The sequence below is a fragment of the Phreatobacter sp. GW821-FHT04C01 genome (assembly GCF_059420385.1).
This window is the reverse complement of sequence record NZ_JBWKTP010000012.1, coordinates 181,594-206,198: the sequence shown is the minus strand read 5'-3', so window position 1 is coordinate 206,198 and position 24,605 is coordinate 181,594. Positions and strand designations below refer to the sequence as shown.

Here is a 24,605-nt window from a genome sequence, read left to right as displayed (position 1 = left end):
GCACGGCCGAATGCTCTCGCCGGAAAGCGCCCGCCGCCCATGACCGAAGCCCGCCTTGCCGATCTCGAAGCCCGCATCCGGAGCGATCTCGCCCGGATCGCCCATCCACATGCCGAATGGCTGACGCCGCGGACCGCGCCGGATGGTGCGAAGGCGCTCGACGTGCTGATCATCGGCGCCGGCCAGTCGGGCATTGCCGCGGCCTTCTGCCTGAAACGCAACCGGGTCGACAATGTCCTGGTCATCGACAAGGCGCCTTATGGCGAGGAGGGCCCCTGGGTCACTTATGCCCGGATGAAGACCTTGCGCAGCCCGAAGGACTTCACCGGCCCCGACCTCGACATTCCCTCGCTCACCTACCAGTCCTGGCACGAGGCCGCCTATGGCGAGGCGCATTGGCAGGCGCTCGACCTGATCACCCGGCAGGACTGGAACGACTATTTGCTGTTCGTCCGGCGGGTCACCGGGGTCGAGGTGCTCAACGACACGGCGCTCGTCGGCCTCGACGATGGTGGCGACCTTGTCCGCGCGACGATTGACGGGCCGGAGGGGCGGCGCCTGCTGTTCGCGCGCAAGGTGGTGCTCGCCACCGGCCAGGAATCGACCGGCCGCTGGTGGATGCCGGATTTCGTCGCGGCGCTGCCGAAACATGTGCGGGCGCACGCCGCCGATCCCATCGACTTCGCGGCCCTGAAGGGCAAGGTGGTCGCGGTGCTCGGCGCCGGCGCCTCGGCCTTCGACAATGCCGCGGTGGCGCTCGAGGCGGGCGCGGCCGAGGTCCACCTGTTCTGCCGGCGCGCCGAGGTGCAGGTGGTCCAGCCCTATCGCTACATCACCTTCCGCGGCTTCCTGAAACATCTCGGCGATCTCGACGATGTCTGGCGCTGGCGCTTCATGGCGCGCGTGCTTGGCCTGCGCGAGGGCTTTCCGCAGGCGACCTATGACCGCTGCGGCCGCCATGCCAATTTCACGCTGCATACCGACGCCGCCTGGACCGGCGCGCATGTCGCTTCCGGCCGGCCGGTGGTCGACACCCCGCATGGCGCCTTCGCCGCCGATTTCCTGATCTGCGGCACCGGCATCGCCATGGATTATGCGGCGCGGCCGGAGCTTTCGGCCTTTGCCGGCAATATCCTGACCTGGGCCGACCGTTACGACCCGCCGGCGGACGAGCGTGACGAGCGGCTCGCGGCCTTCCCCTATCTCTCCGCCGATTATGCCTTCATGGAGCGGCAGGAGGGGCTGACGCCCTGGATCGGCAATGTCCACCTGTTCACCATTGCCTCGACCATGAGCTTCGGCCCCTCGGGCTCGTCGATCAACGCCATGACCACGGCGATCCCGAAACTGGTCGACGGCGTCACGCGCGGCCTCTTCGCCGGCGATGTCGAGGCCCATTGGCAGGCCTTCCTCGCCTATGACGTGGCGCAGGCCAAGGTCGGCACGACCGTCACGGGGCTCGGGCAATCTCAGGGCGAAGGGAAAGTCGGCTCCGGTTAGCAAACGCACCGGCCGCGGCGCGGCTTCGCCGGACGAGACGAGCCTGTCATCGCGCGCGGATCGACCTATTGCATCAGCCTCGTGCATCGGGAGTTGGGGGCGTAGGGCAACGTGGACCAGAGGCAGGTGACTTCGGTCCGGGCCCCACGGAAGATCAACGAGAGCCGCCTCTTTCAGTGGGAGAAAGTCGTGGATGCCCGGGACAAGCCCGGGCAGGACGATGTGTTGACCTCACTGCGTGCAGGGCCACGGCGCGGGTTCTGCACTCAGTCGATCCGGTCCCTGTCGCTCCAAAGACAATTCTCGTCTTGGTCGGGCTTGTCCCGGCCATCCACGACTTCAATCCGCCTGCTCATGGGCGGTGGTCCATTCAGGCTCATTGCCGCGCAATCACACCTCGCCACGCGCCCGGCTCACGACGCCAGCGCCGCCGATCCCTTGTCCGATGGGGCGCGCCCCGCATTCGGGTCGAAATGCGGGATCGCCGCGATCAGCTCGGCCGCATAGGCCGATTGCGGCTGGGCGAACAATTCGGCGCTGCGGCCCTCCTCGACGATCCGGCCCTTCTGCAGCACGATGGTGCGCTCGCACATCATGCGCACGACATTGAGGTCGTGGCTGACGAACAGGTAGGACAGGCCGGTTTCGCGGCGCAGCCGGTCGAGCAGGTGCAGGATCACCGCCTGGACCGAGACGTCGAGCGCCGCGGTCGGTTCGTCGAGCACCAGCAGGCGCGGACCGGCGGCGATCGCGCGTGCGATGCCGACCCGCGCCTTCTGGCCGCCGGACAGCTGGTGCGGGAAGCGGTCGAGGAATTCTTCCGGCAGCCCGACGCGCGCGGCGCATTCGCTCACCTTGGCGCGCAGCTCCCCGGCATCGGCCATGCCGGCCAGCAGCTTCAAGGGATCGGCGATCGAATCGAAAGCCGAGAAGCGCGGATTGAGGCTGTCGCCATGGTCCTGGAAGACGATCTGGATATCGCGGCGAAACCGCGAGCGATGGAACTCGCGCGTCGGGATCTTGCCGATATCCTGGCCGTCGAAGCTGATGTCGCCGGCGCTATGATCGATCAGCCGGCAGATCAGCCGGGAGATCGTGCTCTTGCCCGAACCGGACTCGCCGACGAGGCCGAGGCTTTCGCCCTGGCCGAGCGTGAACGAGACGTCGTCGACCGCCTTGAAGTCGTCGCCATAGCGCTTGACCAGGTTGTCGACCCGCAGCAGCGGCCCCGCCGACCTGCGCTGGAGGACGGCGGGCGCCGGGCCCGGGCCGGCGCCGCCGTCGACGACCAGGCTTTCGACCGTCGAGGTGCGGGTCGGTGAAGCCGCGACGAGCCGCTTGGTATAGGCGTGCCCGGGCCGGCCGAACAGGATTTCCGGCGGCGCCGCCTCGACCACCAGGCCCTTTTCCATCACCGCGACGCGCCGGCAATATTGCGCGGCGAGGCCGAGATCATGGGTGATCAGGATCATCGCCATGTCGCGCCGGCGGGTGATGTCGGCGAGCAGGTCCATCACCGTCTTCTGGGTGGTGACGTCGAGGCCGGTGGTCGGCTCGTCGGCGATCAAGAGGCTCGGTTCGCAGGCGATCGCCATGGCGACCATGACGCGCTGGCACATGCCGCCGGAAAGTTCGTGCGGATAGGCGTCGAGCCGGCCGACCGGATCGCGGATCAGCACCGCCTCCAGCAATTCGACGGCGCGGTCGCGGGCCTGCGCGCGCGACAGGTCGCCATGGGCGCGCAGCACGTCGGCGATCTGCAGGCCGACGGTACGGATCGGGTTGAGGGCCGCCCGCGGGTTCTGGAAGATCATCGACATGGCCGCGCCGCGCAGCGGCTGCAGCATGGAACGCGAGGCGCGGGTGATGTCCTGGCCGCGAAAGGTGATGCGGCCATGGGTGATGCGGCCGGCGCGGTCGAGCAATTGCATGACCGAAAAGGCGGTGACCGACTTGCCCGAGCCGCTCTCGCCGACAATGCCCAGCGTCTCGCCGGCGGCGACGGCGAGCGAGATGCCCTTGATCGCCTCGACCTGGCCGTGGCGGGTCGAGAACGAGACACGCAGGTCTTCGATGGACAGCAGCGGCGGCGTCATGTCCGCATCGGTCATGTGCGCATCGGTCATGTGCGCATCCTCGGGTCGAGAATGTCGCGCAGGCCGTCGCCGAGGAGATTGAAGCAGAGCACGGCGGCCATCAGCGCCGCGCCCGGGAAGACCACCAGCCACCATTTGCCGGTCGTGATGAAACGTGCGCCCTCGGCGACCATGATGCCCCATTCCGGCGTCGGCGGCTTGACCCCGAGGCCGAGGAAGGAGAGGCCGGCGGCGTTCAGGATGGCCCAGCCGAGATTGAGCGAGATCTGCACCGCCATGGCCGGCAGCACATTGGGCAAGAGGAACAGCATGACCACGCGGGCATGGCTGTTGCCGGAGGCGCGCGCCGCCTCGACCCAGCCGGCGCCGCGCCGGACATTCACCTCGGCGCGGGCGAAGCGGATGTAGAAGGGCAAGTTGATGATGGCGGTGGCATAGATGATGTTCTCGACCCGGTTGCCGAGCGCCGCCACCATGGCCATGGCCAGCACGAACAGCGGGAAGGCCATCAGCACGTCGACGAAGCGGCCGACCCAGCGGTCGAGCGAACCGCCGGTGTAACCGCAGAAGCTGCCGATCAGCGCGCCGATGGCAAAGGACAGGGTCACGGCGGACGCGGCGATCATCAGGTCGAGGCGGGTGGCGACGATCACGCGGCTGAACACGTCGCGGCCGAGCTGGTCGGTGCCGAACCAATGGGCCGCGCTCGGCGGCTGCAGCGCGATTGGCACGTTCGAGGCGATCGGGTCATAGGGCACGATCCAGGGGCCGACGATCGCCAGCAGCACGAGCAGTGCCGCGCCGATGCTGGCGACCAGCGTCATCGGATTGCCGCGCAGGATCCAGCCGGTATGGCGGAGGGTTGCCGTTATCATTCGATCGAAATCCGGGGATCGGCGAGACCGTAGAGCACGTCGACGGTGAGGTTCACCGCGACGAAAATGGTCGCCATCAGCAGCACGAAGCCCTGCACCGGGGCATAGTCGGAGGAGAGCAGGGCGTCGAGCGCGTAGGAGGCGACGCCCGGCCAGGAAAACACCTTCTCGACCAGCACATTGGCGCCCAGCATGGTGGAGAACACGATGCCCATGATGGTCAGCACGGGCAGGAGCGCGTTGCGCAGCGCATAGACCAGCACGACGCGCCGGCGCGACAGGCCGAGCGCCTCGCCGGTACGGACGAAATCGCTGGTCAGCACCGCCAGCATCGAGGCGCGGGTCATGCGCGCGAGCGGCGCCAGCACGAACAGCGCCATGGTTGCCGCCGGCAGCACCAATTGGCTCGCGGCCGACCGCCAGGCCTCCCAGTCGCCGGCAAGAGCCGCGTCGATCAGCAGGAAGCCGGTCACGGCCGGCGGCTGGCTGGCGAAAATATCGATCCGCCCGGTCGGATCGGGGGCGATGCCGAGCAGGTAATAGAAGGCGAAGATGAACAGGAGCCCGGAGACGAAGGTCGGCACGCAGACCCCGAGCGTGCACAGGAAGCGCACGGCATTGTCGACGATCGAATTGGGTTTCAGCGCCGCCAGGATGCCGAGCGGCAGCGCCAGCGTGAGCGCCAGGATCAGCGCGACGAAGGTCAGTTCCAGCGAGGCCGGCAGCCGGTTCTTCAGGTCGGCCAGCACCGGCTGGCCCGTCGTCATCGAGCGGCCGAGATTGCCGGTGGCGATGTCGCGCAGATAGAGCGCCAGCTGTTGCGGGATCGGCTTGTCGAGCCCCATCTGCTCGCGGATCTGCTCGATCTCGGCCTGGCCGGCATTCGGGCCGGAGGCGAAGAAGATGGCCGGATCACCCGGCAGCACGCGCATCAGCAGGAAGGTGAAGATCACCACCCCGAGCAACGCGGGCAGCGACGAGACGATACGCCGTCCCGCCCGCCGCGCGATCACACCTGCAAGACCCATTTGCCCGCTCACACGCGCTTCATGTCGCGATAATCGACCTGGCGGTGATAGCCATAGACATAACCGTCAATGGTCTTGGCCATGACCGCGTCCTGGTTCGGCTGCCACAGCATGATCATCGGCACCTCCTCGGCGAGCACCGCGATCATCCGCTTGCACAGCTTCTCATAGGTCGCCGCATCCTGCTCGAAGCGCGCCTGGGCGGTCAGCGCGTTGATCTCGGCATTGTTCCAGGACGAATAGTTCCAGCGCTGGTCGCCGGTGAAGAAATTGCGGAAGAAATAGTCGGTCGAGGGCAGCCAGGCGATCGAGGTCTCGGTCAGGAAGGGCAGCTTCTTTTCGGTGACGAGCGTCGATATCTGGGCGTCCGGCAGCTTCTGGATGTCGACCCGGATGCCGATCTTGCCGAGCGATTCCTTGATCAGGGCGGCCATCGGCTCGCTGACCGCGGCCGAGCCGACATTGAACGAGAAGGTGGTGTCGAGCCCGTTGGGGAAACCGGCTTCGGTCAGCAATTGCCTGGCCTTGGCGAGATCGGTCTTCAGCGGCATCGGCTGCGGGAACACCGCCTTGTCGGGATCCCCGGTCCAGGTGCCGCCGAACAGAGCCGCGCCGCGCTCGAACAGGGCAGCCTTGAAGATGTCCTGATAGGGCATGGCGGCGGCCACCGCCTGGCGCAGCTTCACATTGTTGAACGGCGCCATCTGGGTGTTGAAGGCGACCATGGTGAAGGCGTTGAACTGCGGCGTCGACACCACCTTGATTCGCTCGCGGGTCGCCAGCGTCGGCACGTCGCTCGCCTGCAGGTCGATGGCGATATCGGCATCGCCCTTCTCGATCAGGCTGGCGCGGGTGGCGGCTTCCGGAATGGTCTGGCAGATGATCCGGCGGAAATGCGCCGGCTTGCCGTCCTCGCCGCCCTTCCAGTTGTCGTTGCGGCGCAGCACCACCTGCTCGCCCGGCTTGAAGCTCTCGACCATATAGGCGCCGGAACCGGCCGCATTGTCCTTCAGCCAGGCCTGGGCCCAGGGGTCCTGCGCGGTGAGATGCGGCTTCACCAGCTTGGTGTTGATGATGATGCAATAGAGCGTGCAGAGGTTCGGCAGCGCCAGCCGGTCCGGCTTGTCGACCTTGGCCTCGACGGTCAAGGCATCGATGATCTTGAACTGTTCGGGCCTGGTCCAGGACCCGGTCTGGATCTGGGCGGCGGCCAGCGATCTGGCCGAGACGGCGCGGTCGAGCGACCATTTCACGTCTTCCGCTGTCACCGGCGAGCCGTCATGGAACTTGGCGTCGCGGCGCAGGTGGAAGGTGAAGGTCATGCCGTCGGGGCTGGTGACGACGCGCTCGGCCAGTTCGCCGCGAATCGTGTCGGGATCGAACACCCAGCCATTGCCGAGCTTCTTCTTGCCGAAGGAGACCAGCCGGTCATAGACGTTGACGCTGACCCCGAAGGCCTCGCGGGTCGAGCCTGGCATGGTCGGATCAAGCGTATTGACCGCATTGCCGGTGACCTGGCGCAGCGTCTCGGCGCGCGTCTGGGCCGAGGCCGGCCCGCCCATCGTCGCGGCCGTGGCCAGGGCGGCCGAACCGGCGAGCACATTCCGACGCGTGATTGTCATGACACCCTCTCGATTGCTTGTTCAGCCCGCGGTTGCCCAACCTGCCGGCTGTTTCAGGTCATGGTGGCATCGAAGCAATCCACGTACCAGCATCCCCACGTAGCGAATCTTCTCCTTCTCCACGTTCAGGCGACTCATTTGTTTCAAATGCCGGTCCCGGACGGTCTGGTGCGCAGACAGGTCGTAGAACCGCCGCTTGCCGGAATTTTGTGCAGCCTGCCTCAGCCGGCGAGCCAGCCGCCATCGACCGCCAGCGTGGTGCCGGTGGTAAAGGCGGCGGCATCGCTCGCCAGGAACAGCACGGCCTCGGCGACCTCGTCCGGCAGGCCCAGCCGATTGAGCGGATGGCGCGCACGCGACGCGTCTTCCGCCGCCCGTGGATCCGGCTTGCGGTTGAAGCTGCGCCGGAGCATCGGCGTGTCGATGGCGCCCGGCACCAGCGCATTGACGCGGATGCGGTCGGCCGCGAAATCCAGCGCCATGGTCCGGGTCAGGCTGAGAATGGCGCCTTTCGCCGCGATATAGGCGCTGTTGCCGGCGCCGCCGGCAAGGGCGAGCTGGGAGGCCGTGGTGACGATCGCGCCGCCGCCCTGGCGCTGCATGAACGGCACGACGGCGCGGGCCCAGAGCCAGGTGCCGCCGACATTGGCGCGGAACACCGCGTCCCAGTCCTCCGGACGGGTGGTCAGGACCGTGCCGCCGACGGAAAAGCCGGCAGCCGTGAACAGCACGTCGATCCGACCGTAGCGTTCATGGATCACCGCGGCATCCTGATCCGCCGTGCCGACTTCGCCGACATCGGACACCCGTACCAGCGCCGCGCCGCCCGCCTCGGCGATCATCCCGGCGGTCTCGCGGACGCCGGTCTCGTCCCGGTCGACGAGCGCCAGCCGGGCGCCTTCCCGCGCGAAGACGACGGCCGTCGCCCGGCCGATGCCGGAGCCGGCTCCGGTGATGATGGCGACCTTGTCCTTCAGCCTCACCGGCGCATGTCCTTCTGCCGCAGATGCGTTCCCGCCCGGATCATGGTTCAGGACGCCACGCGGGCGAGCGCCGCAGTAATCGACGCCTTCAGCGTCTCGATCATCTGGTCGATCTCGCCGCGCGAGATGATATAGGGCGGCGCCAGGATGACGTGGTCGCCGTTATAGCCGTCGACCGTGCCCGGCGAGGGATAGCAGAGGAGCCCGCGGTTGAACGCCTCCTCCTTGACCTTGGCCTGCAGGCCGAGCGCCGAGGCGAAAGGCGCCTTGGTCTCGCGGTCCTTGACCAGTTCGAGGGCGACGAAGAAGCCGCGCCCCCTGATGTCGCCGACATGCGGGTTCTGGCCGAAGGCCTCACGCAACGCCCCCATCAGATAGTCGCCGTCGGTCCGGCATTTCTCGACCAGGCCGTCGCGGATGATCACCTTCTGCACGGCCAGCCCCGCGGCGCAGGCGGCGGTATGGCCGGAATAGGTGTGGACGCTGGCGATCGTGCCGAAGGTGTCGGCGATGGTCCGATAGACCTCCTCGGTCATCAGCGCCGCGCCGAGCGGCGCGTAGCCGCCGGCCAGGCCCTTCGCCGTGTACATCACGTCGGGCGCGACGCCGTCATGGGCGAGCGCGCGCCAGGTGCCGCAGCGGCCGACCCCGCACATCACCTCGTCGGCGATCATCAGGATGCCGTAGCGCGTGCAGATCTCGCGCATCTTGCGGGCATAGCCGTCGGGCGCCGGCACCGCGCCGCCGGCGGCCCCGACGACGGGCTCGAAGAACAGGGCGGCGATACGCTCGGCGCCGATCCGGTGGATCTCGCGCTCGAACTCGGCGGCGAGATGGTCGGCGAGCGCATGGGGCGCGACCCCGGCCGGCGGGCGATAGGCATTGGCCGGCGAAAGATGGGTCACCGGCATGAGCGCCCCGGCATAGGGCTTGCGCCGGGCCGGATGGCCCGACAGCGCCAGCGCGCCGAACGTATAGCCATGCCAGGACTGCCGCCGGGCGAAGAAATGGGTGCGGCCCGAATGGCCGCGTGCGACGTGATATTGCAGCGCGATCTTCATCGCGGTTTCGGTGGCTTCCGAGCCGCCGGAAACGAAGCTGACCCGGCTCATGCCGCCGCCGGCCTGGTCGATGATCGTCTCGGCGAGCTGGTCGATCGGATCGGAGGTGAAGTTGGACGAATAGCCGAAGGACAGCTTGTCATATTGCGCCTTGATCGCCTCGATCACCTCGCGATGACCATGGCCGAGGCAGAACAGCGCCGGCCCCGAGGACCCGTCGAGATAACGTCGGCCGGCCTCGTCGATGACATAGATGCCTTCGCCGCCGACCGCCTTGGGCAGCCTTTCGCCGACCTTGTGCTGGTTCAACCAGCGGTGACCGATATCGTCCATGATGAGCCCTCGCAGCGGCAGGCTAGGGGCCAGTGGAGCGAGCGGTCAAATGCGCAATACGCATGCCGCCGAAGGGCAGGCGCGGGGTTGCGTGACTGGGGCTTCGGTGGTTCTGTAGCGTCCCCAGCGGAGCAAGGCGGTTTTATGCAATCGGCGTGTTCAGTCGTTTGCCTGGACGTCGCTCGCCCCGCGAAATCTCGCGCCAGAACCAACCCACAAGCCCTCTCCCTCTGGGAGAGGGCTTGTTCAGGCCGCCGCGCTCAACCCGCCTTCTCGAGCCAGTCCAGATAATCCGGGATCGCGGTCGCCAGGTCGAAGCGCGGCTTGAAGCCGGTGGCCGCCTGCAGGCGGATGAAATCACTCGGCCGGCGGTCGGCGGGCAGCTGGAAGCGGATGTTGGGATCCTCTTCGTCGATCCGGTAGGTCCAGCCGGGCAGGCGCTCGGCCAGCGCCTGGCAGAAATCCAGCACCGAAAACACCTCCTGGCCGCCGAGGTCGAAAACCGCCGGCGGTTCGGTGAACTTCTTGTCGATCAGCGCCACCAGGGCGGCGGCCGCGTCGCGCGAATAGAGCCAGCCGCCGAAACCCGGCCGCGACAGGCGCACCTCTTCGCCGCGCCGCGCCAGGGCGACCACCTGGGCCTGCGCCGACAGGATCTCGCGCACACCGCTGTCGCGCTCGAACGGGCCATAGACGGCCGACAGCCGGACGATCGGCAGGCACAGGCCGTAGACGGCCGCGAGCCGGATCGCGATCTGCTCGGCGGCGAGCTTGGTCATGCCGTAGAGCGCCGCCGGCGCCGGGGCGTCGACACGCGCGTCGAACCGGCCTTCGCCGTTCTTGTCGAGCGGATAGACGCTGCCGGAGGAAGCCAGGATCACCTTCTTGACGCCGCTCTCGGCGGCCGCCCGCAGCACCGCCGCGGTGCCCGCGACATTGACCGCGACCACGCGTTCCGGCGCGCGCCGTTCCTGCTCGGGACCGGCGGTCATGGCGGCGGCGTGGATCACCGACGTCACCTTCTCGGCGGCCATGGCCGCCTTCACCTGTTCGGCATCGGTGACGTCGCCGATGATCTCGACAGCCTGGTCGGGAAGCCAGCCCGCCGGCGCCGGATGAGCCGCGAAGGCGACCGCGCGCCGCCCCATGCGCGCCAGATGATCGGCGACCGCGACGCCGACGAAGCCCGTGCCACCCGTGATCATGACCGTCATAGCGCCGCACCCGTTTCGATCGCCGTACCCCGTTGCCCGTCATTGCCGTGCCGGAGGTTGGCACCTGGGCCCGGCGAACAGAAGCGCGGGCCGGTCATCCCAGGTCTGCCGGCAGGGGTCAGGTGGCTGTCATGCGCTGGCGCATTGCCGCTCCGGCGATCGCCGGCGCCCAGGTCCTGCTATGGCCTTCGGTCGGTCGCCAGGCCCGATTTCTCCTGGACGAGCAGCGCGACCGCGATCCAGTCGCCGTCGGCACCGCCAGTGGCCACCAGTTCGGCCAGCGTTTGCCTGGCAATGCCGGTGACCGGCGCGTGAACGCCGCTTGCGGCCAGCGTCGTCGTGGCGATCCCGAGGTCCTTTTCCATCAGCGTCGCGCGGAAGCCGGGTTTCAGGTCGCCATCGAGCAGTTTCTTCACGTGGCGTTCCATTACCACGCTCTTGGCGGTGCCGCCGAGCAGGGCGGCGCGGACGCGCGCCGGATCGACGCCCATGCTGACCGCCAGCGCCAGCGCCTCGGCGGCGCCCATCATGGCGGCGGCAACGCAGATCTGGTTGCAGGCCTTGGTGATCTGGCCGGCCCCGACATCGCCGACATGGACGAGCGTCGTGGCGAAGGCGTCGAACACCGGCCGGCAGCGGGCAAGAGCCGCCTCCGAACCGCCGACCATGCAGGAGAGCGTGCCGTCGACGGCGCCCTTCTGGCCACCGCTGACCGGAGCATCGAGGAAGTCGATGGAATGGCCCGCGAGCGCCGTGGCGATATCGCGGGTGGCGGCCGCGTCGATGGTGCTGGTGTCGATGATCACGGCACCCGGCCGGAGCCGCCCGGCCAGGCCGCCGGGGCCGAGAAGCACGGTACGGACGTCGTCGGTCGCCGGCAGGCTGAGCACCACCGCCTCGAGATCGGCAGGCATGTCGGCGAGCGCGGCGGCGGGCTTTGCCCCCAGTGCGACAAGCGGCGCCATGCCGGCCGGACTGCGATTGTGGACGACGACGTCATGGCCCTTGCGAACGAGGTTCGCGGCCATTCCCGAGCCCATGACGCCGAGCCCGATGAAACCGATGCGCATGTCTTTCTTCTCCCGGTTGCGGCCCCGATGACCGGGCCGCGATTGCCTCGACGACTCGATCGCGTTCCGGCTTCAGTCGCGCCTGGCGGCCAGAACCGACTGCGACGTATCGTCCATGGCCTTCTTGAAGTCGGCGCCGTCGAGATAGGCGACCTCGACATTGGTGCGCTCGGCGAGTTCGCGCATGCGCTGGCTCTCGATCACCTGCCGGAACAGGTCGTCCAAGGCCCGGATGATCGGGTCGGGTGTCCGGGCCGAGACCATCAGGCCCTTCATGTTCTCGATATTGACGGCATAACCCAGCTCCCGCAGCGATGGCACCTCGGGCAGGATGGCGCTGCGGTTCGACGTGGTCGCCAGGATATGGACATTGCCGGCATCCGCCTGGCCTTTGGCCTCCGCCGGCGTCACCAGCGTCATGTCGAGGCGGCCGCCCAGGACATCGCCCAGCGCATGAGCGCCGCCGCGATAGGCGACATGGTTCATCTGGATGCCGGCCGCCTTTTCGAAGGCCTGGAACGTCGCATGCAGGATGCCGCCCATGCCCGACGAGCCGTAGGAGATCTTGCCCGGCTCGGCCTTGGCGGCGGCGACCAGCTTCTCCACCGTATCGAGGCCGCCGCCGCGGCGCGTCACCAGCACCATATGTTCGCGGTTGACGCGGGCGACGCCGCGAAAGTCGCCGAGGGTATAGTTGAGGCGGTTGTAGTGCGGCAGGGTCGTGCTCTCGCTGCCGCCGCCGATGAGCAGGGTATAGCCGTCGGCCTCGCCGCGCGCGACCATTTCGGCGGCGATCGCGCCGGCCGCGCCTGGCCGGTTCACCACGATGACCGGGACCGGAATGATGCCTTCCGCGGCCTGCGCCACCAGGCGCGCGGTGACATCCGTGCCGCCGCCGGCCTGGAAGCCGACGATCAGCTGGATCGGACGGTCGGGCTTCCACTGGGCGGAAGCCTCCGGCGCGCCGAAGGCAAAGGCTGCAAGGACTGCCGCCAGGCAGGTCAGGCGTTTCATCATGGGCGTCCTCCCGGGACATGCAGGCAAGGGTCGCACGGCGCTCGGGCGCCGTCGGTCTTCGATGCGGCTCAGACGGCGAGGCCCTTGGCCCGCAAGGTGGCGTCGACCCAGCTGCGGTCGACGGTTCCGTCGGCGATCGCGGCAAGGGTCGCCTCCTCGCGCCGGATCTGCTCGCGTGCCAGGGCGGCGATTGCCAGCGCGGCACCGCGCGGGACGGCAAGCACGCCATCGGCGTCGCCAACGATGACGTCGCCGCTCGCGACCACCTGGCCGCCGACGCGAACCGGCCCGTTGATCTCGCCCGGTCCGTCCTTATAGGGGCCGCGATGGGTCACGCCGCGCGCGAAGACGGGCAAGTCGCCCCGGGCGATGGCGTCCAGGTCGCGGATCGCACCATCGATCACGAAGCCGGCGATGCCGCGCTTCTGCGCCAGCGTCAGCATGATTTCGCCGATGATCGCATTGGTCAGGTCGCCGCCGGCATCGACGACGATGACATCGCCCGGGCCCGACAGATCGATCGCCTTGTGGACCATCAGGTTGTCGCCCGGCCGGGTCAGCACCGTCACGGCGAAACCGAGCAGCGGCGTGCCGCGATGCATCGGCCTGAGCGCAGGTCCGGCGGCGAACAGCCGGGACATGTTGTCGCTCAGCAAAGGTGTCGGAATGCCGCCGAGGGCTTCCAGAAGCGCGGCGTCATTGGCGGCGGGGCGGGGATGAATGGCGAAGCCGATGGTCATGGGATCATCTCACGAGGGTTTGGCGGGAAGGGCGCCGGCCGCCCGGCGATCGTGTCGTCGAGCAGGAAGGGTGCGCCGGCGGCGGACGCGATCTGCCGCAGCGCTTCGGCCAGCGCCGGCGCGATCGGAATGCCGCGGGCGAGACGGTCTTCGCGGGCCTGGCGCTCGGGTTCGCCGGGAAGCAGGACCGGCTGCTCGGGCGCGGCGGGCTTGGTCGCGTGCAGGCGGTCGACCAAACCGTCCATGTCGGCGGCGAAGTCGTCGAACGGCCGGAATACCTTGGGGTCGATGACCATGAAGAAGTGGCCGATATTGTCCGGCTCGCCCGGCTTCTGGGTCAGGTTGCGGATCGGCGAGAACGAGCCGCCGCCCAGCGTTCCCGCGAGGATCTGGGCGAATACCGCCAGGCCGTAACCCTTGTGGCCGCCGAGCGTCGTGCCGTCGCCGCCGATCGGGGTCAGGCCGCCGTCCGGCATGTCGAACAGCATGCGATAGGCCTCGGCGGAATTGGTCATGGTCCGGCCGTCGCCGTCGACGACCCAGCCGGCGGGAATATCCTTGCCGTTCAGCGCATAGACTTTCACCTTGTTGGCGGCGACCACCGAGGTGGCGATATCCAGCGTCACCGGCGGGTGCCGTCCGGCGGGCGCCGAGAAGGCGAAGGGATTGGTGCCCAGGATCGGCTCGGCGCCGAATGTCGGCACCAGCGTGCAGAGCCTCGTGGTCGAGGACACCAGGGCGATCAGCCCTTGTGCCGCCGCCAGCTCGGCATAATAGCCGGCCGCGCCGAAATGGTGCGAGTTGCGCACCGAAACGACCCCGGTTCCACCGGCCCTGGCCTTGGCGATCGCAAGCCGCATCGCCATGACCGAGGCCGGATGACCCAGCCCGGCATCGCCGTCGACCAGGGCGGTCGCGGCGTTCTCGCGCAGGATCCGTGGCGTCGCGCGCAGGTTGATCTGCCCGGCGCGCTGCATGACGTCATACATCAGCAGCATCGACACGCCGTGGGAATCGACGCCCATCAGGTCGGTCTCGATCATCACCTCCGCCGTGGTCCGCACCTTGTCCGCCTGCATGCCCCAGGCCGCCAGGATGGTTTCGATCTGCCTTCTGACGAGATCGGCCGGATGGTGGGAGGCGTCGGTTGGCATCGGCGGATCTGTCTCGATATGGCGGGCGGGTGGTGCGAGGCCGGACGAGCGGCCAGCCGGCAGGCGTAGCCATAATGTCAGTTTCTGAAGAAAAGATATATGATCTTGTCAAATCAGATATTATCATACAGAATTGACCATCATGAATATGCTGAATGAGGCAACTGGCCCCAACGAGCCGCAGGAAGTCGGTTATGTCCGGCTGCGCGACGCCATTCGCGTCGACATCATCACCGGCGTCTTCGAGTCCGGCGTGCGTTTGAAGATTCCCGAGCTCTGCCGCCGCTATGACGTCAGCGCGATCCCGGTCCGCGAGGCGCTTCAGCAATTGCAGGGCGAGGGACTGGTCGTCATCACGCCGAACCGGGGCGCGGTCGTCCGGTCGGTCGATGAGGTCTTCATTCGCGAGATCTACGAGATCCGGGAAGCCATCGAAGGCGTGCTGACCCGCCGCTTCGTCGAATATTCCACCGCCGAAGCTCTCGAGCAGCTGGACGCGATCCAGCGTGAGCTGGAGGCCTGCGAGGCGGCCGGCGACGTGCTCGGCCGCCATCAGGCCGACCGGGATTTCCACCGCATCGTGCTGGGTGGCGCGCACAATGCCCAGGCGCTCGAGATCATCGAGCGGCAAAACAACATCATCAACACGCTGCGTCTGAAATTCGGCCAATCGGATGCCCGCAAGCGCCAGGTCCGCCAGGAGCACCACGCGCTGATCGACGCCTTCGCCGATGGCGACGCCGACCGTGCCGCCCAGGTCGCCTCGCGGCACCAGCGCAATGCCCGCAACGACCTGATCGCGCAGATGCGGCGCGGCGGCCTGAAGAGCGGCGACTGAGCGCGCCGCTTCGGCCGGCGGACGCCACGGAGCCTGCCGGCTTCCGATAGACAAGGGCTATCGCATTCCGAACTGTTTGGGCTTGCGGCGGTGTCCCCGTCGTCAATGGTGGCGCCTGTGGCGCGATGGCTGCGTCCGCCGATCGGCAAGAGGCAAGGGCGGACACGCGAGCAATCCAGCACATCGGGCCAGCACATCCGGCCAAGAACCGGACGCCGGCGACCCGTGGGAGGGCGACCATGACGACACGACGGATGGCCAGTGCATTCATCGGTGCGACGCTGGCGGCGCCCATCCTGTCGCGGATCGCCGCGAGCCAGGCGACCTGGGCGCCGAGCCGGCCGGTGCGCCTCATCGTCGCCTATCCAGCCGGCGGCGCCACCGATGCCATCGCGCGCATCGTCGCCAACCATATTTCGACGCCGCTCGGCCAGAATGTCATCGTCGAGAACGTCGCCGGCGCCTCGGGCGCGCTCGGCACCCGCCAGGTCGCTCGGGCGGAACCCGACGGCCATACCATCACCTTCGGCAACAACCAGTCGCACGGCACCAACATGTTCCTGATGCGCACGCCCGGTTATGACGCGGTGAAGGACTTCGCCGCGCTCGCCGGGGCCGGCGCCTTCGAAAACGTCCTGGTGGTGCGCAACGACCTGCCGGTGACGTCGATCGCCGAATTCGTCGCCTATGCCAAGGCGCGGCCGGGCGAGCTCAATTTCGCCTCGACCGGCCCCGGTTCGGGATCGCATCTGTCGGCCGAGCTGTTCATGATCCGCACAGGCACCCGGTTGATCCATGTTCCCTATCGGGGGCTCGCCGCCATGGCGCAGGACCTGGTCGCCGGCCGGATGGATTTTGCCTGCGCCGTGCTGCCGAGCGTGGTGGCGCAGATCCAGGCCGGCCAGGTCAAGGCGCTCGCCATGCAGAGCGCTACGCGTAACCCGATGATCCCGGATGTGCCGACGCTGAGCGAACAGGGCGTGACCAATGCCGACCTGTCGTCCTGGACCGGCTTCTTCGCGCCGGCGACCGCGCCGCCGGCTTCGGTCGAGCGCATGTCGCGCGAGATCGTCGCGGCGCTCGGCGCACCGCCGGTGGTCGAGGCGATCGGCCGGCTGGGTTTCGCCATCGAGATACGCGATGCCAAGGCCTTCGCGGCCTATCAGGTGAGCACCATGGCGGTGCTCGCCGACCTCATCAAAGCCGCCAATATCAAGCCGGAAGACTGATGCCGGCGGGGATTTCGGGAGAAGGCGCAATGAGCCGCGGGGACGATTATGATGTCGTGGTGATCGGCGGCGGCTCCGCCGGCGTCGCGGCGGCCGTCGGCGCGGCCCGCGGCGGCGCGCGGACCCTGCTGGTCGAGCGCTACGGCTTTCTCGGAGGTGCTGCGACCAATGCCGCGGTGCTGTCCTATTGCGGCCTGTTCGCGCAAGGGCCCGATATCGTGCCGGTGGTCGGCGGCGTTGGCGCCGAGCTGCTCGATCGTCTCGGCGGCCTCGGCCTCGATCCGTGCCCGATCCGCAGCGCCTCGGGCAATCTGATCGTCATGCTCGACCCGGAAATCCTCAAGCTCGCACTCGACCAGCTGGTCGTCGCCAGCGGCGCCGAGCTCGCGCTGCATGCCTCGCTGGTCGGCGCGACGAGCGAGGGCGGGCGCATCACCGGCGTCACCATCCAGGACCATGCCGGCCCGCGCGCGATCCGGGCCGGGGCATTTGTCGACGCCAGCGGCGAGGGCGATCTCGCCGCGATGGCAGAGGCTCTCGTGCCGGCCGCGGCGATCGCGCCCGGGCAGCACCTGCAGCCGGCCTCCTATCCCATTCGCATCGGCGGCGTGGCACCCGACCTCGCCTTCTCCAGGACGGTGATGAGCACGGCGGTCGCCGCCTATAATGCGACCGCGCGCGATCCGATCCACCGGCTTTCCGGCGGCGTCGGCGCGCGCCTGCCGGTCTCCGGTGACCTCTGGTGGCTGGTGATCGATCTCGACACCGACGGCGTCAGCGCGGCGAGCCTCACGGCGGCCGAACTCAAGGGCCGCGACATGGCCCATGGGCTGGTCCGGGCGCTGCGCTTCACGGCGGCCGGTTTCGACAAGGCCTTCATCGTCTCCACCGGCCCGCAGGTCGGCATCCGCCAGTCCCGCCGGGTGCTGGCGCGCGAGAGCCTTGCCGGCGATGCGGCCGAAGCGGGCATCGTGCGCGCCGACGGCATCGGCCGTGGCGGCTGGCCGGTCGAGATCCATCACGGGCCGGGCCGGATCGAATTCCGCAACATTGGCGGCAAGGGCTATTTTGACGTGCCTTTCGGTGCGATCCATGCGGCGCGGCAGGACAATCTCTGGCTCGGCGGCCGGCTCGTCGGCTGCGACGATATCGCCTTCGCCTCGGTTCGCGTCATGGGCACGGCCTTCGCCACCGGCCATGCCGCGGGTCTGGCCGCGGCGCTGCAGGCCGGTGGCACCGAGGCCGTCGATGCCGAGGCGGTGCGCGCGGCGCTGCGCGGCCAGGCGGCGATCCTGTGATAGGCTCGCCCACCCGCCGCTCCGCCTGATGTCCATGACCCTGACTTTGCGCCAGATCGAAATGTTCCGGGCCGTGATGACGGCCAAGAGCTTCGTCGGCGCCGCGCGCCTGCTGCGCGTCGCCCAGCCCACCGTGACCAATGTCATTGCCCGCATCGAGGATCGCCTGGGCGTATCCCTGTTCCTGCGCCAGGGCGGCCGCATCTATCCGACGGCGGAAGCGATCAACATCCTCGCCGAAATCGACCGTGCCTTCATCCAGCTCGAACAGGCGGTGATGCGGGTCGACAAGGTGGCCAGGCGCGAGGCCGCGACGCTCAGGCTCGGGTCGGCGCCGAGCGTCGGGCGCAGGCTCATTCCCGAGGTGCTGAAGGCGCTGGTCTCGCGCCACCAGGGCCTCACTGTCCATCTCGAGATCCTGTCGGTCGCCCAGGTGCTCGACTATGTCCTGGGGGGGCCCGGCGAATGCGCGGTCTCGGTCTTCCCGATTGCCCATGGCGCGATCCGCAGCACCCGGCTTGGACAGGCCCGGCTGGTCTGCCTGGTCCCTCATGAGCTTGCCGGGCGCTTTGCTGCGCCCGTCGCACCCGCCCATCTGAAGGACGAGACCCTGATCGTCTTCGAGCCGCACACGGTGCACGGCCAGGCGATTGCGCGGTTCCTCGGCTCGGCCGATGTCAGCCTCGGCCGCACCCATCAGGCGCGTTTCGCCGAAACGGCCGTCGGTCTCGCCGAAGCCGGCCTCGGCATTGCGCTGGTCGACGAGTTCAGCGCGCTGTCGGCCGACCAGGGCCGCGTCGCGGTGAGACCGGTCGCCTTCGAGCCGGCCTTCGACATCTTCCTGCATGTCAATCACGAGCGGCCGGTCAGCCATTTCACCCAGCTGTTCCAGCGCGAGCTGAGCCGCCAGCTGACAGCCATTGCCGCCGAGGCGCCCTGCGCGACGGTCCGCTCCGCGTCGCGATAGCCCGGCACTATTGGCGAGCCCAGGATCTGCGCTTGCGATGACGCGGCCGCCATCCACTATCGCCCGGAGCCGACAGTCCTAAGCGGCGGTCGAAGGGGATGGACGCCATGCGTGAAGCGATGCCGGATCTTGATCCGATCGCGGCTGCCGACGAGCTCGGCGGCGGAACCGCCTTTCTGTTCCAGCGCTTCGACCTGGCGACCCGCCGGCTGATCCGTACGGTGGTCGGCCTGGAGGTCGAGGCCGTTGCCGGCGCGGGCGATTTCGCCGGCGCGCTCCGCGCCGGCCTGGGCCGGCCCGGCGGCAAGGTCGCGGGCCCTGGCCTGGTGCTGGTCTTTGCCGGTTTCGAAGCGCTGCTCGGCGGGCCGCCGGGCGAAACCCCGGGCCTTCCCGGCCATCTCGTCGCGTGCGTCCGGGAGGGTTTCGACATCGACCACGTCAGCGGTGGGCTCACGCTGGTCTCGGCCGACGAACAAGGGCTGTATCGGCGGCTCCTTGGCCTCACTCCACCCGAAACGCGACCAGTGGCCGCGATGCCGCGCGCGGATCTCTCGGACTGGACCGCGGATCTTGGTTTTGCCGACTATGCCGGCGGTGTCGAGACCATCAAGCGGGCCGTCGCCGCCGGCAGGGTCGAAGGCGCGGTGCTGTCGCTCGGCCTGTCCAAGGTGACCGAGGCGAACCCCTTTGCGCTCTACCGCGAATTCGTCGCGGCCAATCCATCACCTTATGGTTTCGTGCTGAGGCATGGCGGCAACGCCCTGGTCGGCAGCTCGCCGCTCGCTTATCTCACCCTCCGCGCGGGCCGGCTGCATCTGGAGACCGATGCCGGCACGCGGCCGGTCACCGGCAATGCCGTCCTGGACGATGCCGCCGAGCGCGATCTCCTGGCCGATCCCAAGGACCAGGCCGAGCACCGCGTGGTGGTCGAGGCCGAACGCGATGCCCTCACGCCGGTCGCGCGGGGCCGGACGGTCGAGACGGTGATCGACCGCCAGGTCCGCCGTTTCTCCCATGTCATGCATCTCTATTCGGCACTGGAAGCGGAGCTTGCCGAAGGCCTCGACATGGCCGATGCGATCCTTGCGCTGGCGCCGGCCGCCGCCGTGTCGGGACGCCCGAAGCGGGCCGCGGTGGCGCTCGGCCTCGCCGAGGAAGGCGGCCCGCGCGGTCCCTATGGCGGGGTGATCGGCATCGTCGACCAGGACCTTGCCGATCTCGCCGTGGTCATCCGCTCGTTGTGGCTCAGCGAGGGCCGCGCGGCGTTGCGGGTCGGCGGCAAGGTGGTCGAAACCTCCACCGCCGAGGCGGAATATCACGAGGCCTTGTCGAAGGCGCGTTTCCTGATCGACGGGGTTGCCAGGGCAGAAGCGCGCGCACGCCGAGCTCCGGCTGTTTCGGCCAAGGCGGAGCGGGCGGCGACGTCGGCCACGGCCCGCCCGTCGCGCTAGAACCGCAGGCTGAAATTCGCCTTGGCGCCGTGCTGCTGGGCGCCCGAGGCGATCTGCCCGGAATAGGACAGGCCGAAGGTCGCCGCCGGCGACAGGGCGAGGTCGAGCCCGGCCTCCACGACGGTGGCGTTTTTGGCGATCGGCACGCCGGCGACCGTGAAGGCACTGCTCCCGGCGAAGGCCAGGGTGGCCAGCGGGTTGATGTCGCCGAAGGCATGGCGCCAGCCGAGCGTTGCCCGCGCGGTGGCGCGAACGCCGGCGAGATCGAAACCGGTCGCGGCGCGCAGGCCGAGCGTGGTGAAGGTCGCCTGTGTCGTCTGGCCGGAACCGCTGAGCGCCGCCGCGCCGCCCCGCTCGGTGAAGCCGGAGCTCGCGAGGCTGACATGGGCAATGTTGGCGAAGGGCTCCAGGGCCGCGGCCGCGAGCAGCTCGACCCGGTAGCCGAGTTCGCCGAAGGCCTGGAAGGTGCCGGCGTTGTAACTGGCCTTCAGGCTGTCGTTGAAGCCGGGAATGAGGACGCTGCGACCGGTCGAGACGGCGTGCCACGTATAGGCGAGACCCGAGCGGAAGCCGAGCTGGCCCCATTGGGTGCCGGCATAGAGACCGAGATGGTAGTTGTCGCTGCCGCCCGACGACGCGCGGTCGCGCGCGGCGAAGGTGGTGCGGCTATAACCGGCGAGCAGGCCGACCCGCCAGACGTCGAAAACCGGCGCGTCGGCGCCGAGGAAAAAGCCGCCGGTGGAACGATCGAGGCGGGCGGCATTGCCGTCGCTGCGGGTGTTGCCCCAGGCGCCGAAGCCCTGGCCCCAGACGGCCAGGCGATCGGTGGCGGCGGCCACAGGGATCGGATCGCCGCCGGCATAGGCCATGACCGGGAAGGTCGCGGCGGCGACCGCGCCGAAGGCTGAACGCAGGCGGTCGGTCGCGGCCTCGCGGACGAAGCGGCTGTCCTCGATCAGCGCCGTCTTGGCCGAGGCATGGATCTCGCCGGAGAGCTGGTCGAAGCTCCGGCGCACGATGTTCGGGTCGCTCGACATCGCCACGGCCTGCCAGATCGGATTGCTATTGGGCAGGCTCTCGATGCCGCCGGCGGTGGCGATCTGGTTGCGGGTGAGGGCGACGCTCGAGAAGCTGGCATCATTGCGTGTCAGCTGCAGCGTCACGTCATTGCCGTCGCCGCCGGAATAATTCAGGCTCAGGTTCAGAAAGAGCAGGTTGTTGGTGACGGTGCCGAACGTGCCGGTCACGGCACCGGCGCTCTGCTTGTCGATCAGGGTGTAGGGGCCGTTGAGCAGGTTCCAGCTCGCCGGGGTCGCCGGCGACAGCACCAGGTTGAGTGTCGCGCCCGCTATGTCGACGCTGCCGGCGACCACGATCTTGTCGGTCCCTGCAGGGGTTCCCTCGACCACGAGCGTGCCGTGATTGACATAGTTCCCGGCGATGATCTGGGTGCCGACGGAATTGCCCGGCGCGTGCACGCCGCCGGCAGCGATGGTCACTGTGGAACCGAGGCTCCCCACCGTGCCGGTGCCGGCGAGCGTCGCGCCGGACTGCACCGTGAGCGTGCCGCCGAGGGTGCCGTTGACGGCGAGCGTGCCGGCCTCGACGGTGGTCGTGCCGGAGAAGCCGCCGCTATTGCCGGTCAGGTCGGTGAGGCCGCCGCCCATCTGACGGATCGCGCCGGCCCCGGATATCACGCCGGCAAAGGTGATGGCATCGCTGCGGTAGAAGGCGAGCGTCGCGTTGTTGACGACATTGCCGATGATCGAACCCGAGGTGGTGCCATTGCCGATCTGCAGAAGGCCCGTGCTGATGGTGGTGCCGCCGGCATAGCTGTTCGCGCCGGTAAGGGTCAGCTGGCCCGCGCCGGTCTTGGTGAGACCGCCGGCGCCATCGATAGCGTCGGACAGGACATGGTCGCCAGCCTGGATCTCGAGGGTCGCGGCGGCGCCGGTCAGCGTTACGCTGCGGGTGCTGGCAAAGCCGCTGGTGACGCGCAGCGTGCCGTTGCCGATGGTCAGGCCGCCGGCGATATTGCCCAGATTGGCCTCGGTCGCCACCTGCAGCACGCCGCCGACGATCGTCGTGCCGCCGGAATAGCTATGGGCACCAGCGAGGATCGTCGTGCCGGCGACCTGGCGCACCTGGCCGGCCCCGACGATCGTCGGGGCGAAGCTGTAGGCCGCCTCGGTATGGTTGAACACGAGGCGGCTCGCGGCGTTGAGGTCGACGGTGCCGACCTGCAGCGTGCCCGCCGCGGCCGCCGCCGATGCCTCGGCTGCGCCGATATTGATCGTGCCGCCCGCCGCGCCGCCGACGAAGCCGGCGGTGATCGTGCCGGTTCCGGTGTTGCCGACCCGGAGGATGCCCTGGTTGGCAACCGTCAGCGACCCCGCATTGGAATGGCCGACATAGAGGTTCACGCCATCGCCCAGCCATTGCGAACCGGCGCCGGTAATGACGACCTCGCTTGCGCCGCCGCTGCCGACAATGCCGACGGTGCCGCTGCCCGAGCCGCTCCTGACCGTGCCGCCGGCCTCGATCCTGAGCGTGCCCGAGCCATGTTCGCCGACCCGCATCTGGCCGTAGGTTTCCCAGGCCGAGCCGGTGCCGGTGACGATCGCGACGGCGCCGTTGCTGATATAGGCCTGGCCCGAGGTCGCCGCGCTGCCGAGCTTGCCGCCGCCTTCGATCCTGAGCGTGCCGCCATGCACCCATGTCCGGCCGAAATAATTGGCCGAACTGTCGCCGGTCAGCACCAGCGTGCCGTCGCCTTGCTTGAAGAAACTGGCGCTGCCGCCGGTGGTGATCGCGCCGGACAGGGTCAGCGTCGTGCCGAGATCGGTCTCGATGCGCCCGCCGAAAGAGGTGAAGGCCACGCCTCTGCTGCTCGAGAACGTGGCCGTCGTCCGCAAGATCGCGTCGGCGCCGGTGGCCGCGCCGCCGACGACGGTCGTATTGGCAAAGGTGATGCCGCCGCCGGCCGCGCCGAGATTGCCGTCATTGGCGACCTGTATCGTGCCGGCGACGATCCGCGTGCCGCCCGAATAGGTATTGGCTCCGGTCAGGATCGTCACCGAGGCCGCGTTGCCGTTCTGCACGACGAAACCGCTGCCGGAAATCACCGGGGCGAAGGTCTGCGTGCCGGTTGCGTTGAATTCGACGCTGGAGGTGGCGTTGCGCAGGTCGACCACCGCCGCGGCCAGCGTGCCGGCGCCCGTGGCATCGCCCATCTTGAGCGTGCCGGTGCCCCCGCCCGCCGTGCCGACATAAAGCGTCCCCGCGCCGCCGCCGACATTCACCAGGCCACCGCCGCGGATCGTCAATGTGCCCGTGCCGGCAGCGCCGATCACCGCCTGGCTGGTGACGTTCAGCGTGCTGCCGGCACCGGAGACATTCACGACGCCGCTGCTGCCCAGGGCATTGCCGACAAGCAGGCCGGCTGTGGTGGCGACGGCGCCGCCCTCGACGCGCAGCGTGGACAGCGCCGCGTTGACGGTCGTGCCGAGCAGGATGTTGGTGCCGACGCCCAGCGTGGCATTGTTGTTGAGGATGAGCTGCGCATTATCCTGCAGCTCGATGCTTTGTGCGACACCCGCGCCGCCGAGCGTTGCGGTCACGGCGCCGCCGCTGCCGTTGAGAAGAGCCCGGTCAGCGGATGTCGGCGGGCTGGCCGGCGACCATTGGGCGCCGTCGGTCCAGCTCTGGTTGCCGACACCGATCCAGGTCACGTCCGCGGCACTCACCGGCCCCGGCCCGGCCAGCGCCACCAGGCCGGCCAGCGCGAGCGACAGCGATGAGCCGACCGGCCACAGCGAAGCGCCATGGCGCTGCGACGAGGCCGCTGCGGGTACGCCATGCCGGCGAGCGCGGCGCGTCGTGACGTCGCTCTCGCCTGCCGGTACGGGCGAGCGGGCGAGCCTGGCCAGCAGCGATCCTGCCAGCGCGGTCGAGCTCAGGAAGCGATTTCGGCGGACTTTGGCAATCATCGAGGAGGCTCGCGCCATGATTGTGATGCGGGGTCGCATCGCCTGGCTTTTTGTTCGCGAGAGCCGAAACGAAGGCAAGCGCGGCGGAAAAACACGACATGCCGGTTCGGCGAATTGACAGAAATCCAGAATTTTTTCGT

18 protein-coding genes are annotated in these 24,605 nt (G+C 68.7%); 6 read left to right on the top strand and 12 right to left on the bottom strand.

Going from position 1 to position 24,605, the window contains the following annotated elements; all coding sequences use genetic code 11:
• Positions 1-39: 39 nt before the first annotated feature.
• Positions 40-1,500 carry an NAD(P)-binding domain-containing protein gene (locus tag AC07WJ_RS32715; RefSeq protein ID WP_494938909.1) on the top strand — a complete coding sequence of 487 codons (1,461 nt, stop codon included), beginning with the start codon at positions 40-42 and terminating at the stop codon, positions 1,498-1,500.
• 413 nt (positions 1,501-1,913) lie between these two features.
• Here the strand turns inward: AC07WJ_RS32715 and AC07WJ_RS32710 are convergent, their stop codons facing one another.
• From AC07WJ_RS32710 to AC07WJ_RS32660, 11 genes are all read right to left on the bottom strand, one after another.
• Positions 1,914-3,626, bottom strand: coding sequence for a dipeptide ABC transporter ATP-binding protein (locus AC07WJ_RS32710; RefSeq protein WP_494938908.1), 1,713 nt, complete (start codon positions 3,624-3,626; stop codon positions 1,914-1,916).
• Positions 3,623-4,471: an ABC transporter permease gene (locus AC07WJ_RS32705; protein WP_494938907.1), complete on the bottom strand. Its 849-nt coding sequence runs from the start codon at positions 4,469-4,471 to the stop codon at positions 3,623-3,625. Before AC07WJ_RS32705 ends, AC07WJ_RS32710 begins: the two co-directional genes overlap by 4 nt.
• Positions 4,468-5,499 (bottom strand): ABC transporter permease, encoded by a 1,032-nt coding sequence (locus AC07WJ_RS32700; RefSeq protein ID WP_494938906.1) that lies wholly within the window; start codon positions 5,497-5,499, stop codon positions 4,468-4,470. Before AC07WJ_RS32700 ends, AC07WJ_RS32705 begins: the two co-directional genes overlap by 4 nt.
• Before the next feature lie 8 nt (positions 5,500-5,507).
• Positions 5,508-7,121 carry an ABC transporter substrate-binding protein gene (locus AC07WJ_RS32695; protein WP_494938905.1) on the bottom strand — a complete coding sequence of 538 codons (1,614 nt, stop codon included), beginning with the start codon at positions 7,119-7,121 and terminating at the stop codon, positions 5,508-5,510.
• Between the two features lie 221 nt (positions 7,122-7,342).
• On the bottom strand, positions 7,343-8,104 hold the full coding sequence (locus AC07WJ_RS32690; RefSeq protein WP_494938904.1) for an SDR family oxidoreductase: 762 nt from the start codon (positions 8,102-8,104) through the stop codon (positions 7,343-7,345).
• A 47-nt stretch (positions 8,105-8,151) separates the two neighbouring features.
• Complete coding sequence (locus AC07WJ_RS32685) at positions 8,152-9,498, bottom strand: aspartate aminotransferase family protein (protein ID WP_494938903.1); 1,347 nt, start codon at positions 9,496-9,498, stop codon at positions 8,152-8,154.
• Between the two features lie 260 nt (positions 9,499-9,758).
• Positions 9,759-10,712, bottom strand: a complete 954-nt coding sequence (locus AC07WJ_RS32680) for an NAD-dependent epimerase/dehydratase family protein (protein ID WP_494938902.1) — start codon at positions 10,710-10,712, stop codon at positions 9,759-9,761.
• Between the two features lie 179 nt (positions 10,713-10,891).
• The gene (locus AC07WJ_RS32675) at positions 10,892-11,842 is read right to left on the bottom strand and encodes an NAD(P)-dependent oxidoreductase (RefSeq protein WP_494938949.1); all 951 of its coding nucleotides are present in this window, start codon (positions 11,840-11,842) and stop codon (positions 10,892-10,894) included.
• A gap of 12 nt (positions 11,843-11,854) precedes the next feature.
• Complete coding sequence (locus AC07WJ_RS32670; RefSeq protein ID WP_494938901.1) at positions 11,855-12,799, bottom strand: tripartite tricarboxylate transporter substrate binding protein; 945 nt, start codon at positions 12,797-12,799, stop codon at positions 11,855-11,857.
• Between the two features lie 68 nt (positions 12,800-12,867).
• Positions 12,868-13,539: an RraA family protein gene (locus AC07WJ_RS32665; RefSeq protein ID WP_494938900.1), complete on the bottom strand. Its 672-nt coding sequence runs from the start codon at positions 13,537-13,539 to the stop codon at positions 12,868-12,870.
• A complete protein-coding gene (locus tag AC07WJ_RS32660) occupies positions 13,536-14,693 on the bottom strand; it encodes an Ldh family oxidoreductase (protein ID WP_494938899.1) in 1,158 nt (385 codons plus the stop codon). Before AC07WJ_RS32660 ends, AC07WJ_RS32665 begins: the two co-directional genes overlap by 4 nt.
• Before the next feature lie 142 nt (positions 14,694-14,835).
• Between AC07WJ_RS32660 and AC07WJ_RS32655 the strand changes: the two genes are divergently transcribed.
• The 5 genes from AC07WJ_RS32655 to AC07WJ_RS32635 all read left to right on the top strand — a co-directional run bounded on the left by AC07WJ_RS32655 (position 14,836) and on the right by AC07WJ_RS32635 (position 20,476).
• Positions 14,836-15,531 (top strand): GntR family transcriptional regulator, encoded by a 696-nt coding sequence (locus AC07WJ_RS32655; protein ID WP_494938898.1) that lies wholly within the window; start codon positions 14,836-14,838, stop codon positions 15,529-15,531.
• Positions 15,532-15,770: 239 nt separating this feature from the next.
• The gene (locus AC07WJ_RS32650; RefSeq protein ID WP_494938897.1) at positions 15,771-16,760 is read left to right on the top strand and encodes a Bug family tripartite tricarboxylate transporter substrate binding protein; all 990 of its coding nucleotides are present in this window, start codon (positions 15,771-15,773) and stop codon (positions 16,758-16,760) included.
• 29 nt (positions 16,761-16,789) lie between these two features.
• Positions 16,790-18,058, top strand: coding sequence for an FAD-dependent oxidoreductase (locus tag AC07WJ_RS32645; RefSeq protein WP_494938896.1), 1,269 nt, complete (start codon positions 16,790-16,792; stop codon positions 18,056-18,058).
• Positions 18,059-18,086: 28 nt separating this feature from the next.
• Positions 18,087-19,025 (top strand): LysR family transcriptional regulator, encoded by a 939-nt coding sequence (locus AC07WJ_RS32640; RefSeq protein WP_494938895.1) that lies wholly within the window; start codon positions 18,087-18,089, stop codon positions 19,023-19,025.
• A 107-nt stretch (positions 19,026-19,132) separates the two neighbouring features.
• On the top strand, positions 19,133-20,476 hold the full coding sequence (locus AC07WJ_RS32635) for a chorismate-binding protein (RefSeq protein WP_494938894.1): 1,344 nt from the start codon (positions 19,133-19,135) through the stop codon (positions 20,474-20,476).
• Here the strand turns inward: AC07WJ_RS32635 and AC07WJ_RS32630 are convergent.
• Positions 20,473-24,465 (bottom strand): autotransporter domain-containing protein, encoded by a 3,993-nt coding sequence (locus AC07WJ_RS32630; protein WP_494938893.1) that lies wholly within the window; start codon positions 24,463-24,465, stop codon positions 20,473-20,475. The two genes, AC07WJ_RS32635 and AC07WJ_RS32630, sit on opposite strands and share 4 nt — an antisense overlap.
• Positions 24,466-24,605: the final 140 nt, after the last annotated feature.

Excerpts from the sequence above, each read along its gene's own strand:
- AC07WJ_RS32640 (WP_494938895.1), top strand. The coding sequence starts at position 18,087 with ATGTCCATGACCCTGACTTTGCGCCAGATCGAAATGTTCCGGGCCGTG.
- AC07WJ_RS32665 (WP_494938900.1), bottom strand. The coding sequence starts at position 13,539 with ATGACCATCGGCTTCGCCATTCATCCCCGCCCCGCCGCCAATGACGCC.
- AC07WJ_RS32670 (WP_494938901.1), bottom strand. The coding sequence starts at position 12,799 with ATGATGAAACGCCTGACCTGCCTGGCGGCAGTCCTTGCAGCCTTTGCC.
- AC07WJ_RS32650 (WP_494938897.1), top strand. The coding sequence starts at position 15,771 with ATGACGACACGACGGATGGCCAGTGCATTCATCGGTGCGACGCTGGCG.
- AC07WJ_RS32680 (WP_494938902.1), bottom strand. The coding sequence starts at position 10,712 with ATGACGGTCATGATCACGGGTGGCACGGGCTTCGTCGGCGTCGCGGTC.
- AC07WJ_RS32645 (WP_494938896.1), top strand. The coding sequence starts at position 16,790 with ATGAGCCGCGGGGACGATTATGATGTCGTGGTGATCGGCGGCGGCTCC.
- AC07WJ_RS32630 (WP_494938893.1), bottom strand. The coding sequence starts at position 24,465 with ATGATTGCCAAAGTCCGCCGAAATCGCTTCCTGAGCTCGACCGCGCTG.
- AC07WJ_RS32705 (WP_494938907.1), bottom strand. The coding sequence starts at position 4,471 with ATGATAACGGCAACCCTCCGCCATACCGGCTGGATCCTGCGCGGCAAT.
- AC07WJ_RS32710 (WP_494938908.1), bottom strand. The coding sequence starts at position 3,626 with ATGACCGATGCGCACATGACCGATGCGGACATGACGCCGCCGCTGCTG.
- AC07WJ_RS32715 (WP_494938909.1), top strand. The coding sequence starts at position 40 with ATGACCGAAGCCCGCCTTGCCGATCTCGAAGCCCGCATCCGGAGCGAT.
- AC07WJ_RS32685 (WP_494938903.1), bottom strand. The coding sequence starts at position 9,498 with ATGGACGATATCGGTCACCGCTGGTTGAACCAGCACAAGGTCGGCGAA.
- AC07WJ_RS32655 (WP_494938898.1), top strand. The coding sequence starts at position 14,836 with ATGAATATGCTGAATGAGGCAACTGGCCCCAACGAGCCGCAGGAAGTC.
- AC07WJ_RS32635 (WP_494938894.1), top strand. The coding sequence starts at position 19,133 with ATGCGTGAAGCGATGCCGGATCTTGATCCGATCGCGGCTGCCGACGAG.
- AC07WJ_RS32660 (WP_494938899.1), bottom strand. The coding sequence starts at position 14,693 with ATGCCAACCGACGCCTCCCACCATCCGGCCGATCTCGTCAGAAGGCAG.
- AC07WJ_RS32695 (WP_494938905.1), bottom strand. The coding sequence starts at position 7,121 with ATGACAATCACGCGTCGGAATGTGCTCGCCGGTTCGGCCGCCCTGGCC.
- AC07WJ_RS32700 (WP_494938906.1), bottom strand. The coding sequence starts at position 5,499 with ATGGGTCTTGCAGGTGTGATCGCGCGGCGGGCGGGACGGCGTATCGTC.